Raw genomic sequence first — 12,535 nt, 5'->3', positions numbered from 1 at the left:
GGAGCGCCATGGCCGGCTTCAAGGATCACTTCTCCGACCGCGCCGCGGCCTACGCGGCGCACCGGCCGAGCTACCCGGACGCGCTCGCCGCGCATCTCGCGCGCCTCGCGCCGGGGCGGGGCCTCGCCCTCGACTGCGGCTGCGGGACCGGCCAGCTCGCGCAGCTGCTCGCCGGGCATTTCGAGCGGGTCGTCGCCACCGATGCCAGCGTCGAGCAGATCGGGCAGGCGGGGGTGCTGCCGAACCTCGCCTTCCGGGTGGCGCCGGCCGAGGCGAGCGGGCTGCCGCCGGGCAGCGCCGATCTCGTGACCGCGGCGCAGGCGGCGCACTGGTTCGACCTGCCCGCCTTCTATGCGGAGGTCCGCCGGGTGGCGCGGCCGGGGGCGGTGCTGGCCCTCGTCAGCTACGGCATCCCGCATCTCGACGGGGCGCCGGGCGAGGTCGTGGCCGCGTTCTACCGGGACCTCGGACCCTGCTGGCCACCCGAGCGGCGGCACGTCGAGGAGGGCTATCGCGGCCTGCCCTTTCCGTTCGCCGAGCTGCCGCAGCCCGCCCTCGCCATCGAGCGCGACAGGGGGCTCGACGATCTCGTCGGCTACGTGGCCACGTGGTCGGCGGTCGCCGAGCTGGAGCGGCGCGGCGGCGCATCGCGGGTTGCGGCATTCCGGCAGGCTCTCGCCGAGCACTGGGGCGATCCCGCCACGCGCCGTCGGGTCACCTGGCCTCTGTCCATGCGCCTCGGGCGTGTCGAGGCCGACTGAGCGGTCAAGCCGCCTTCGCGTCGGCGGAGCGTTTCGCCGGCCGCTCGTCGGCGGTGGCGTTGAGCCAGACCACGATGGCGAGCGCCCCGAGCCCGGCCGTGCCCAGCGCCAGGAAGCAGCCCGACCAGCCGAGCCAGGCCTGCACCACCCCGCCGAACCAGGCGGAGAGGGCGCCGCCGGCGCCCTGCACCGCGTTGATCGAGCCGAGCACGGTCTGCGTGCGGCCCGAACCCCAGGTGATGTCCGCGATGACCACCGGCACCGCCACGCCGACGATGCCCGCCGCCACCCCGTCGAGGACCTCGGCGGCGATCAGCCAGGTCGGATCGTCCACGAAGGCGCTGATGAGGGCGCGCAGCGGCAGGGCGGCGCAGGCGGCGATGAGCAGCCAGCGCCGGCCGCTGCGGTCGGCGACGGAGCCGGCGAGCAGCGCCACCGGCACCATCACGAGCTGGGCGACCATCACGTAGCGGGCCGTCCAGGCGGTGCCGCCGGCCCCGGTCTCCACGAGCTTCTGTCCGAGCAGGCTGAGCATGCCGCCGTTGCCGAGCTGGAACAGGGCGAGCGCCACCGCGAGCACGAGGAGCCGGCGGTCCCGGAAGGTCCGCAGGAGCGGCGAGCGTGCGGGTGTCTCCTCCTCGTCCTCCTTCCAGCCCACGGCGCGCCGGGAGTTCCAAGAGGCCTTGGGCGTCGTGGCGGCTGCGACCGCCGCCGCGATCGCCATGGCGCCGAGCACCCAGAACGCGACTGCCGGGCCGGCGTAGGGCGTCGCCACCCCGATGATCCCCGCCGCGATCAGGATGCCGACATGGTTGAACGCCTGGTTCCGGCCCTGCTGCTTCGGAAACCGTTCCTTGCCGACGAGACCCAGCGTCAGGGCGGTGACGGCGGGAATGAGGAGCGTGCCGCCGGCGCCCGCGACGAGCTGCGCCGCCGCGACGCCGAGGAACGAGCGGGCCGGCAGCAGCAGCAGGGTCCCGGCGAGGATGGCAAGGCAGGCGGCCACGATCAGAAGGCGCGGCCGCTGCACCCGGTCGACCAGGGCTCCGAACGGACCGCTGAGCAGCAAGGCCCCGAAGCTGACGAGCGTCGTCACCGTGCCGACCCGCGCCGGGCCCCAGGACGCGACCTCGGCGAGCCAGGTGCCGAGAAACGGGCCGAGGCCGCCCTGGATGTCGCCGGTGAAGACGTTGACGAGCGCGAGATGGAAACCTGGCGTCATGCCGCTCTGCAATCGAAGGTGGAACGAAGGGTCGGTCGCGCGCCCTGCCAGCACTTGGTCGACCAGGCAAGGATGGAGATCGCGCACGGCGGAGACCGGCGGTCGACTGGGCGATCCGCCCGCGGATTTAGCCCGACGCGGCGGCGACCCGCAGATGCGCCTCGATGTCGGTCGCGTCCCCGGCGCTCAGCGCCCGCCGGGGCAGGGGCACGTAGCTGCCGGTGCCGAGCATCAGCAGCACCAGATTCGGCGTGTCGAGGCGGTCCCGGAACACCGACCAGCGGTAGCGCGACTCCCCGAAGGCGTTCTCGACGAAGAGGCCGTCGGGCTCGACCGCGACCTGCCACGGGTTCCGGAAGCGCGCGTCGCGGGCGAGCAGGATGCGGGTCTGGACCGGGATCAGCACCCGCTTCAGCGCGAAGGGCACGAGCAGCGCCAGGAGTGGCAGCGTGATCGCCATGGCCAGGGCGACGACCGGCCCGTCCTTGAACAGGACGACGAGGAGGACGACCAGCGCGAAGGCTCCGGCGAGCGCCCGGAGCTTCGGCCGGCGCAGGTTCGCGTCGAAGGTGGCTCCGCCAGCCTCGACGAGATCCGCCTGGGTCAGCGTGAACACCCGCGACTCCCGCCCACCCGCGCCGACCGCGTCCGCCATGCCGATCCTCCGCTCCCTCGCCGGCGCGCCGGACCTTTCACGATCCGGCCCGCGGATGTCGAGCCGGGCCGTCCCCGCGGTTGACCCCTGCCGGAGGAAGCCCCACACCCCCTGCGAGCCATGAGCGGGCCGGCACCCGCACCCGAACGAGCGCGCGATGTCCAGGGTCCTCGTCATCGACAACTACGATTCCTTCACCTGGAATCTCGTCCATCTCATCGGACCGCTCGCGGATTCGATCGAGGTCGTGCGTAACGACGCGCTCACCGTCGCCGACATCCGCGACAGGGCGCCGGACGCGGTGGTGCTCTCGCCCGGCCCCTGCACGCCGAACGAGGCGGGCATCTGCCTGGACGTGGTACGCGAATTATCCGGCGAGGTGCCGATCTTCGGCGTCTGCCTCGGTCTCCAGGCCATCGGGCAGGCCTTCGGTGGTAAGGTGGTGCGCGCGCCAGCTCCCATGCACGGCAAGGTCTCGACCATCCGCCACCGGGCGACGGGCATCTTCCGGGGGCTGAACGACAGCTTCGAGGCGACGCGCTACCACTCGCTCATCGTCGAGCGCGACGGGTGCCCGGAGGCGCTTGCCGTCACGGCCGAGGCGGACGGGCTGGTGATGGGCCTGGAGCACACCAGCCTGCCGGTGCACGGCGTGCAGTTCCATCCGGAGAGCGTGCTCTCGGAGCATGGCGGCCGCATCCTGCGCAACTTCCTCGACATCGCCGCCGCCTGGAACCAGGCGCGTGACAACCCCGGCCGCGGCGTGCATTGACGCCCGACACGGCCGGCGCTTCGAAGTCATGCACTCCTTCAGGACACATCTCGCGAAGGTCGCGGCCGGCGAGGCGCTGAGCCGCGACGCGGCGCGCGCGGCCTTCGACGACCTGCTCTCCGGCGAGGTGACGCCGGTGCAGGCCGGCGCCTTCCTCACGGCCCTGAAGGTCCGCGGCGAGACCACCGACGAGATCGCCGGCGCCGTCTCCGCCATGCGCGGACGGATGCTACGGGTCGAGGCGCCCGAGGGCGCCATCGACATCGTCGGCACCGGAGGCGACCATTCCGGCAGCTACAACGTCTCGACGCTCGCCGCGATCGTCGCCGCCGCCTGCGGCGTGCCGGTCGCCAAGCATGGCAATCGGGCCGCGACATCCCGCTCCGGCGCCGCCGACGTGCTCGCCTCCCTCGGTGTCAAGCTGGGGCTCGATCCGGACGGCCTCGGCCGCTGCCTGGCGCAGGCCGGCCTCTGCTTCATGTTCGCGCAGACCCATCACGGGGCCATGCGCCACGTCGCGCCGGTGCGGGCGGAGTTGCCGGTGCGCACGATCTTCAACCTGCTCGGGCCGCTCTCGAACCCGGCGGGCGTCGAGCGCCAGCTCCTCGGGGTCTCGGCGGCGGAGTGGGCGGAGCCGCTCGCCCGCGTCCTCGCCGATCTCGGCACGCGCCGGGTCTGGGCGGTGCATGGCAGCGACGGGCTCGACGAGATCACCGTCACGGGACCGACGGAGGTCGTGGAGATCGCGGACAGGCATCTGACGCGCTTCTGCATCGACCCGCGGGAGGTCGGCCTGCCGCTGTGGACGCTCGACGACCTGCGCGGCGGCGACCCCGATCACAACGCCCGCGCGCTGCGCGCCGTCCTCGACGGCGAGGCGGGCGCCTATCGCGACATCGCCGTGCTGAACGCGGGCGCCGGTCTCGTCGTTGCCGGAGTGGCGGGAACGCTGGCGGAGGGCGTCGCCCGGGCCGATGCCGCGATCGGCTCTGGCGCGGCCCGCGCGACCCTGGCACGACTGGTCGCCGTCTCGAACGCCTGAGGAGGGCCCCGATGGCCGACACGAGTCTCGCCGAAGGCGCGCAGGGCAGCACGGTGCTCGCCCGCATCAGCGCCTACAAGCGGCGCGAGATCGCCGAGGCGAAGCTGCGCGTGCCCCAGACGAAGCTCGAGGCGCTGGCCGCGGCCATGGACCCGCCCCGCGGCTTCGCCGACGCGCTCGCCGCCCACGTCGCGAAAGGGCGTCCCGGCCTGATCGCCGAGGTGAAGAAGGCCTCGCCCTCGAAGGGGCTGATCCGGGCCGACTTCGACCCCGCGACGCTCGCCGCCGCCTACGAGGCCGGCGGTGCGAGCTGTCTCTCGGTGCTCACCGACGAGCCCTCCTTCCAGGGCCGGCCGGAGTACCTCACCCAGGCCCGCGAGGCCTGCCACCTGCCGGTGCTGCGCAAGGACTTCCTCTTCGAGCCCTACCAGGTCTACGAGGCGAGGGCCTGGGGCGCCGACTGCGTGCTCGCCATCATGGCCTGCCTCGACGACGAGGAGGCCGCAGCCCTGGTCGAGACCGCCCACGACCTCGGCATGGACGTGCTGGTCGAGGTCCACGACGCCGAGGAGCTGGCCCGCGCGATCCCCCTCGGCACGCGCATGATCGGCGTCAACAATCGCAACCTCAAGACCTTCGAGGTCTCCTTCGAGACCGCGATCAGGCTCAAGCCCGGCATCCCCCTCGACCGCATCGCGGTCGCCGAGAGCGGCATCACGAGCCACGCCGACGTGCTGCGCCTTCGCGAGGCCGGGCTCGACACCATCCTCGTCGGCGAGAGCCTGATGCGGCAGCAGGACGTGACGGCCGCCACCCGCCGGCTGCTCTTCGGCGACAGCAAGGACGCGCGCGCTTGAGCACCCTGACCCATCTCGACGCCAGCGGCGCGGCCAACATGGTCGATGTCGGCGACAAGGCGGTCACCACCCGCACCGCGACCGCCGAGGGCCGGGTCGTGATGCTTCCCGAGACCCTGCGCTTGATCCGCGAGGGCGACGCCAAGAAGGGCGACGTCATCGGCACCGCGCGGCTCGCCGGCATCATGGCCGCTAAGCGCACCCACGAGCTGATCCCCCTCTGCCATCCGCTGCTGATCGCCGGCATCCGCGTCGACTGCGAGCCGGACGACGCCCTGCCGGGGCTGCGCGTCACAGCGCAGGTGAAGGTGCAGGGCCAGACCGGCGTCGAGATGGAGGCGCTGACCGCCGTCTCGGTAGCCTGCCTGACGATCTACGACATGGTGAAGGCCGCCGACCGGGGCATGCGCATCGAGGGCATCCGGCTGCTCGCCAAGGATGGCGGCCGCTCCGGCGCCTACGCCGCATGAGCGGGCTGATCCCCGTCGCGGAAGCGCTCGCCCGCATCCTCGCGAGCGTCGCCGGCCCCGTCGAGGCCGAGACCGTGCCGGTCGCCGAGGGCGCCGGGCGGGTTCTCGCCGCCGACCTCGCCGCGCGCCGTACGCAGCCGCCGTTTCCGGCTTCCGCCATGGACGGCTACGCCGTGCGGGCCGCCGATCTGCCGGGCCGCCTGCGCCTGACCGGCGTGAGCGCCGCCGGCCACGGCTTCGCCGGACCGCTCGGAGCCGGCGAGGCGGTGCGCATCTTCACCGGCGCGCCGGTGCCTTCGGGCGCTGACGCGATCCTGATCCAGGAGAACGCGACCGCCGGGGACGGCTTCGTGGAGTCCGCCGAGCCCCTGGAAACGGGCCGCTTCCTGCGCCGTGCGGGCCTCGACTTTTCCGAGGGCGAGCCCCTGATCGCCGCCGGCGAGACCCTCGACGCCCGCCGCCTCGCGCTCGCGGCGGCCGGCGGCCACGGGTCGCTCAGCGTGCGCCGGCGCGTCCGCGTCGCCATCGTGGCGACCGGCGACGAGCTCGTGGCGCCGGGCGAGACGCCGGAATGGGACCAGATCGTCGCCTCGAACAGCCTCGCGCTTTCCGCGCTCGCCCGCGCGGCGGGTGGCGAGCCGGTCGATTTCGGCATCGTGCGCGACGACCGGGCGGCGCTTTCCGGCGCCTTCCGCCGGGCTCGCGACACCGGCACCGACATCCTCGTCACCCTCGGCGGCGCCTCGGTCGGCGACCACGACCTCGTGCAAGCGGCGCTCGGCGACGAGGGGCTGGAGCTCGGCTTCTGGCGGGTCGCCCTGCGGCCGGGCAAGCCGCTGATGCACGGCCGGCTCGGGTCGACCCTGGTGATCGGCCTACCGGGCAACCCGGTCTCGTCCATCGTCTGCGGGCTGCTCTTCGTGGTGCCGGCGATCCGCGCGCTGCTCGGCGACCCGGCCGCCGGGGCCGACCGCTCGGAGCCGGCGACGCTCGGGCGCGACCTCCCCGAGAACGACGAGCGCGCCGACTACCTGCGCGCCAGCCTGGACACCGCGCCGGACCGCCTGCCCGTCGCCCATCCCGAGTCGCGCCAGGATTCGTCGATGCTCGCCGTGCTCGGCCGCTCCGAAGCGCTCCTCGTCCGCCCGCCGCACGAGCCCGCCCGGAAGGCCGGGGCGCCGTGCCGGATCATCCGTCTCGACCGGGCGCTGGTCTGACATCGCCCGATCCGGCGCGCTTCATTCGCGCCGGCGGATGCTGGCGAGCAGGGCGCGGGCGTCCCGGTGTCGGATGGCGCCGGTCTCGCAGGTCCTGCAGATCGCCCCGAGGTAGCGGCCGCCGATGACCGTCTCGGCGAACAGGCCCGACTTCTTGTTGTGCTTCGCGTCGGTCTCGACGGCCGTCCAGTCGCGCTCCCCGATGCGCAGGGTCTGCAACGGGCTGCGCAGGCTCGCGCCCGCGCTCGTCGATTTCAGCACCGCGCGCAGGCGAAAGTACCGCGCGAGCGGCTCGGCGTAGAGGCCGGCGAGACGTGCGGCGTCGTCCGCCCCGGCCACAGGCTCGGCTCTCAGCAGCAGCGTGCAGGTCTCCTGCGTGCGCTTGCAGGCCGGCGTGCGGCAGACGAGATGCACCCGCCTCCGGCCGGTGGCGTCGCCCTCGTCGTCGCCGGCATCCTCGAGTTTCCAGCCCTCGGGGGCGACGAGGCTGAAGCCTTGGTCGAGGGTGACGGTGCGGTTCCAGGGGACGTCCGCCGTTTGCTCCTGCGCGTCGGCGAGGCCGGGGCAGAGGGCGAGCATCGCGAGTGCCGCGAGACGGCGTCGGAGCCGCATCATCGCCGGCTCCTCAGCGGGAGATGACGCGCGAGCAGCGCCTCGAACCGGGGAAGGTCACCGGACGCGAAGGCGCGCGCCGGCACCGGCACGACGCTCCCCCAGGGCAGCTTCAGGAGGATGAGGTCGCCGGCCCGTGCCCGGCCGCGGAAGGCCTCCCAATGGAAGCGAGCCTGGGCGCGTCCATGTGACGATGCGAGCCCGTCCGCATCGAAGGCGACGTGGTAGTCGCCGGGGCGCGCCGCGGCGGTGGCTTGGCGGGCGGGATCCCTGGCCGCGAAGCGCCGCAGAAGCGGGTTGATGGCGAGCATGAGGCCCACCAGAGCCGTGGCGCCGATGGCGGGTTGCCAGGCATCTGCGCGGATCATCTCGAGATAGAGCGGAAGGGCGGCCTCGAACGGCACGCGGTAGGGGTCCATCGCCCAGAGAACCGCGAGAAGCAGCGGATAGAGCAGGCTCAAGCCCGCGATCCAGAACAGCGCGCTGCGCAGCCGGCTCAGCCGCATCGATCGCGTGTTCATCGTGTACAGGATCAGCGCCGCGCGCTCTTTCTCGCTCAGGGTGTAGGAGAGGCGCACGGCGTCCGGGGCCGCCTGCGGCACGGCCTCGCCCCCGGCCGCGTCCGGCCGGCCCGCGGCCTCCGTCACGCGAAGGCGGATCGCCTCCAGCACCTCGGCGCCGAGCGCCGCCTTCCGCAGGACGAAGGGATTGTCCGGCACGTTGGTGAGCACGAAGATCCGCTCCCGATCCTCGTCGAGACCGCTCAGGAACGACCAGGGTGTGAAGCTCTTCAGGTCGGCCCCGTCCCAGGTGATCCCTTCCTCGTCGAGGCGGTAGCGGACGGTCACCGGCCCGTCGGCGCCCCGGGGACCCAGCGCCGCCCGCAGCTGCTGCCGGATCAGGACGGGATGGAGCAGCCACGCGCCGACGCACATCACGACGACGACCGCGAGGCCGGCGAGAAGCGGCAGCCAATCGAAGCTCCCGACCTCGCGGAAGAAGTCGGCGAAGCCGTTGCGGCGGTCGGACGTGGCCCACGCGGAGACGGAGCCCAGGACGACGAGAAGGCAGAGCACCGGCAGGACGACCGTCAGGGACCGCCGCCGCTGCCGGTCGAGCCGCGGCTTCTGGACGCGCAGCACGCTGGCGAAGCGGTCGTCGTAGGAGAGCGGCGCCTCGAAGAGGAGCGGCGGCTCCGGCGGCGGCCGGATCGCTGGGAGGGTCGGGACGAGAGCCACGGGACCGCTCTCAGCGGGCGTGCGGATCGGCAGCGGCGGGCACCGCGGCGATGCCGGCGCCCGCCGCCCAGGCCGACACGTCCGCCTTGCGGATCGCCGTGGCCATCAGGTCGGGAAACCGGTCTGGCGTGCAGGCGAAGGAGGGCACGCCGAGCGCCGCGAGCCGGGCGGCGAGCGCCCGGTCGTAGGAGGGCGCGCCCTCGTCGGAGAGCGCAAGGAGTGCGATCATCTGCACGCCGCTGCCGACGAGGCGCTGCGCGCGGGCCAGCAGCCCCGCCTCGACGCCGCCCTCGTAGAGGTCCGAGATCAGGACCAGCACCGTGTCCTCCGGCCGGGTGATGCGCGACTCGCAATAGCCCACCGCCCGGTTGATGTCTGTGCCGCCGCCGAGCTGGACGGAGAACAGCACCTCCACGGGGTCGTCCATGTCGTCGGTGAGGTCGACCACCTCGGTATCGAACACGACGAGCCGGGTCGAGACCGCGGGCAGCGAGGCCATCACCGCGCCGAAGATGCTCGAATAGACCACCGAGTTCGCCATCGAGCCGGACTGGTCGATGCAGAGGATCACGTCCTTGAGCGAGCCGCGGCTCTTGCGGCCGTGACCGAGGCGGGTCTCGGGGATGATGGTGCGGTACTCCGCCTGGTAGTGGCGCAGGTTCGCGCGGATGGTGCGGTTCCAGTCGATCTCCGCGTGGCGCGGCCGGCGGTTGACGCTCGCCCGGTCGATGGCCCCGTTCACCGCCTGGCGCAGCGGCTCCTCCAGGCGCTTCATCAGCGCCTCGACCACCTTGCGCACCACGAGGCGCGCGGTCTCCCTGGTGCGGCCGCCGAGCAGCGAGCGCATGGAGATCAGCGTCGAGACCAGGGACACGTCGGGGACGACGGCCTCCAGCATCTCCGGCTCGGTGAGCATCCGCTTGAGGTCGAGGCGCTCGAAGGCGTCCCGCTGCATCACCTGCACGACGGAGGCCGGAAAGTAGTCGCGGATGTCCCCGAGCCAGCGCGGCACGGAAGGCGACGAGCCTCCGAGCCCGCCCTTGCGGTCGGAATCGTAGAGGGCGCCGAGCGTCCGGTCGAGCCGCTGGTCCCGCTCGACCAGGGTGCAGCCGGTGCCGTCGGCGGGGCCGCCGCCGAGGACGAGGCGCCAGCGGCGCAGGCGTTCGGTGTCGCTCATGCCGTTTCCCCGCCGTTGGCTCCCTTCACCGGTTCCGGTCCGAGCAGCAGGCGCAGGATCGGCAGCACCTTGGCGGCGCGCTCGCCGTCGAAAACGGTGCCGTCCGCGATGCCCTCGGGCGCGGCGCCGCCGGGGCGCCGGAGCGCCTCGCCGATGGCGCGCCGCTCACCCTGCGGGATCGTCGCGAAGGTGCGGCGCACGAGAGGCAGCAGCTCCACGAACAGCGCCTCGTCGAGGCCGGAGAGCCAGTCGTCGACGATCGCGAGCAGGCCTTGTCCGTGGACGAGCACGGTGCCGCTATCCTCGAGGAAGCCCTCGATCCAGGCGCCTGCCGCGGCCGGCGCCGTGGCGCGGGACAGGGCGAGACTCAGGCGCCGTCCCGCTTCCTCCGCATCGAGGGCTGCGGCGTCGAACAGCAGCCGCACCGCCCGGCCGACGACGCGGCCGTGAACGTGCTCCTGGTCGGCTAGCGCCCGGAGCGCCTCCTGCCAGACCTGCCAAAGCTCGGCCTCCTCGAGGAGCGCCACCGCCGAGGAGACGCCGACGATGCGGTTGCGGGCCTCCGCCGCGGCCTCGTCGTCGAGGCTCTGGCAGGCGGCAACGAGCCCCGCGGCGATGCGCGGCACCAGCCCGCGCACGATGGCGAGCACCGGCTCGGTGTCCGACGAGCGCACGGAGCCGTAGCGGGCGAGCTCGGCGAGCGGCGGCAGCGCATCCATGAGGTCGAACACGTCCGCCGAGACCGCCGCGCGCTCGTTCAGGGCGGCGATCACGTCGCCCGCGGCCGAGGCGAGGTCGGCGTCGAGCAGCGTACCGATCAGGCCCGACAGTTCGGAGACGCGACGCGTCTCGCGCGCCCGCGCGCGCACCCGACCGGCGGCGGCCTCGGCGACGGTACCGCCTTCTGCGGAGGCGGCGACCAGCTCGACCACCCATTCCGGTTGCCAGCTCAGGAACCAGCCTTCCTTGAAGGTGCCGCGCCCCCGCGCCTCCCGCCGCTGGCCCCAGGGGATGCCGATGAGCGCGAGCCGGTTGAGGAAGTGGCTGCGGGCGAGGTCGCCCTCCTTGCGCAGGTCGAGGGTCAGCTCGCCCGCATCCGCCGCGGGTTTGAGGCGCAGGCGCTTGCACTGGGCGGCGAAGTCCGCCTCCACCGGCGTGCCGGGGCTGTCGGGGGGCGTCGCGCCGAGGCGTTCGCCGATGACGAGCTTGGCGCGAATCAGAGCCATCGGCGCGGCGTCGGCGAAGCAGAGCGTGGCCTGCGCGGCCTCGTCGAGATCTTCGAGCGACGGTCGCGAGCGGCCCCGGAACCCCGCCAGCGCCTCGGCGAGGCGGGCGGCCTCGATCACCGAGGCGGGGGAGGCGTCGAGGTCCTCCGCGCGCAGCAGCGCCGCGGCGCGGGCGAGCCAGCGGGCGGCGACCCGGCCCTCGTGGTTCCAGAGCGTGTCGTACCATTCCGGCGAGAGCACGCCGGCCCGGTACCCGCTCGCCGTGGCGAGCCGCTCGTAGGACCAGGGCGCCCAGGCGGCGGCGACCTTAATCTTCGGCAGGCCCTTCAGGGTCGCCGCGTCCGCGCTGGCCTGACCACGGGCGTCGTGCCGGGCGAGCGCCGGCACGTGCCAGGCGCCGCAGACCACGGCGATGCGCGCGAACCCGTCCTTGCCGGCCTTTCGGATCGCGGAGCGCATATGCGCCTCCCGCGCCTCCTCGCGGAACGCCTCGTCGGGGTCGGGATCGGCGGCCTCGCGCAGCGCCGACATGGCCTCGGCGATGGCGGCGAAGACGTCGCCGTCCTCGCCGGAGCGGCTCTCGACGAAGGCGTCCCACCAGCGCTCGCCGTCCGGGTAGCCCGCGGCCTGTGCAAGTTCGCCGAGAGGATCGCGCCGGACCGCCTCGGCCGGAGCAGAAGCCGACGCGGTGTCGGCGACTGGCGCGACGGGCGCGGATTCGTCGCCTGTACCCTCACCGTTCTCGGACTCGTCCTCCGCCGGCTTGCCGAAGCCGTCGGCGAGCTGGATCGCATGGGGCAGGTCCATGAAGCAGATCTCGGCGCCCGCCGCGAGCCCGAGGCGGATCGCCACCCATTCCGGAGAAAAGCCGGCAAAGGGAAAGAAGGCGCAGTCCCGCGGACGGTCCGGCCGGTAGACGAGGAGCGCCACCGGCGGCGTCATCCCCTGGTGGGCGGCGAGCGGGATCAGCGCATCGGCGTCCGGCGGGCCCTCGATGAGGAGGCAGTCCGGGGCGAAGGCGTCGAGCGCCGCCTGCAGCGATCGGGCAGAGCCCGGCCCATGGTGGCGGATGCCGAAGATTCGGATGTCAGGCATCGGGCTTCACGCCCTTGAGAGAGGAGAGGATCGTCACGGACTCGACCGTCCTTATGGCTCGGACGACGGCGCTCGCGTGAGTGAGGGTCGGGTGAGAGGAGCGACGCTTCCGGAAGGACCGGAGTCGGCCCCTCTCCCGACCCGCCTCGCGGGCCGCACTCCCCTGCAAAGGGGGTAGGGAAAGCGGCGGC

Annotated in this window: 12 protein-coding genes; 6 read left to right on the top strand and 6 right to left on the bottom strand. The window is 73.4% G+C overall.

Annotated elements, in window-relative coordinates:
- Positions 1–8: 8 nt before the first annotated feature.
- The gene (locus MFF04_RS04440; protein WP_238274259.1) at positions 9–761 is read left to right on the top strand and encodes a class I SAM-dependent methyltransferase; all 753 of its coding nucleotides are present in this window, start codon (positions 9–11) and stop codon (positions 759–761) included.
- A 4-nt stretch (positions 762–765) separates the two neighbouring features.
- On the opposite strand, the gene MFF04_RS04435 is transcribed toward MFF04_RS04440, so the two are convergent.
- A complete protein-coding gene (locus MFF04_RS04435) occupies positions 766–1,983 on the bottom strand; it encodes an MFS transporter (RefSeq protein WP_238274258.1) in 1,218 nt (405 codons plus the stop codon).
- Between the two features lie 127 nt (positions 1,984–2,110).
- Entirely contained in the window at positions 2,111–2,638 is a 528-nt protein-coding gene (locus MFF04_RS04430; RefSeq protein ID WP_238274257.1) for a YcxB family protein, read from the bottom strand.
- A 157-nt stretch (positions 2,639–2,795) separates the two neighbouring features.
- Here MFF04_RS04430 and MFF04_RS04425 point away from each other — a divergent pair, with 157 nt between their 5' ends.
- The 5 genes from MFF04_RS04425 to MFF04_RS04405 are packed head-to-tail and all read left to right on the top strand — an operon-like array spanning position 2,796 to position 6,996.
- Positions 2,796–3,410, top strand: a complete 615-nt coding sequence (locus tag MFF04_RS04425) for an anthranilate synthase component II (protein ID WP_238274256.1) — start codon at positions 2,796–2,798, stop codon at positions 3,408–3,410.
- Between the two features lie 28 nt (positions 3,411–3,438).
- A complete protein-coding gene (gene trpD / locus MFF04_RS04420) occupies positions 3,439–4,452 on the top strand; it encodes an anthranilate phosphoribosyltransferase (RefSeq protein ID WP_238274255.1) in 1,014 nt (337 codons plus the stop codon).
- Between the two features lie 11 nt (positions 4,453–4,463).
- Complete coding sequence (gene trpC, locus MFF04_RS04415; protein ID WP_238274254.1) at positions 4,464–5,309, top strand: indole-3-glycerol phosphate synthase TrpC; 846 nt, start codon at positions 4,464–4,466, stop codon at positions 5,307–5,309.
- Positions 5,306–5,779, top strand: coding sequence for a cyclic pyranopterin monophosphate synthase MoaC (moaC, locus tag MFF04_RS04410; protein WP_238274253.1), 474 nt, complete (start codon positions 5,306–5,308; stop codon positions 5,777–5,779). The genes trpC and moaC overlap by 4 nt, the downstream gene beginning before the upstream one ends.
- Positions 5,776–6,996 carry a molybdopterin molybdotransferase MoeA gene (locus MFF04_RS04405; RefSeq protein WP_238274252.1) on the top strand — a complete coding sequence of 407 codons (1,221 nt, stop codon included), beginning with the start codon at positions 5,776–5,778 and terminating at the stop codon, positions 6,994–6,996. The genes moaC and MFF04_RS04405 overlap by 4 nt, the downstream gene beginning before the upstream one ends.
- A gap of 21 nt (positions 6,997–7,017) precedes the next feature.
- Here the strand turns inward: MFF04_RS04405 and MFF04_RS04400 are convergent, their stop codons facing one another.
- From MFF04_RS04400 to MFF04_RS04385, 4 genes are read right to left on the bottom strand one after another with little or no spacing between them, the layout of a single operon-like run.
- Positions 7,018–7,611 carry a hypothetical protein gene (locus tag MFF04_RS04400; RefSeq protein WP_238274251.1) on the bottom strand — a complete coding sequence of 198 codons (594 nt, stop codon included), beginning with the start codon at positions 7,609–7,611 and terminating at the stop codon, positions 7,018–7,020.
- Positions 7,608–8,846: a YcxB family protein gene (locus MFF04_RS04395; protein ID WP_238274250.1), complete on the bottom strand. Its 1,239-nt coding sequence runs from the start codon at positions 8,844–8,846 to the stop codon at positions 7,608–7,610. The genes MFF04_RS04400 and MFF04_RS04395 overlap by 4 nt, the downstream gene beginning before the upstream one ends.
- 10 nt (positions 8,847–8,856) lie before the next feature.
- Positions 8,857–10,023: a vWA domain-containing protein gene (locus tag MFF04_RS04390; protein WP_238274249.1), complete on the bottom strand. Its 1,167-nt coding sequence runs from the start codon at positions 10,021–10,023 to the stop codon at positions 8,857–8,859.
- Positions 10,020–12,344, bottom strand: coding sequence for a DUF5682 family protein (locus tag MFF04_RS04385; protein ID WP_238274248.1), 2,325 nt, complete (start codon positions 12,342–12,344; stop codon positions 10,020–10,022). Before MFF04_RS04385 ends, MFF04_RS04390 begins: the two co-directional genes overlap by 4 nt.
- Between the last annotated feature and the right edge of the window lie 191 nt (positions 12,345–12,535).

The organism is Methylobacterium jeotgali (assembly GCF_022179345.1).
GTDB classification, from domain to species: Bacteria; Pseudomonadota; Alphaproteobacteria; order Rhizobiales; family Beijerinckiaceae; genus Methylobacterium; species Methylobacterium jeotgali.
Note: the sequence above shows the minus strand (reverse complement) of the source record. Positions and strands in the feature narration are given on the sequence as shown.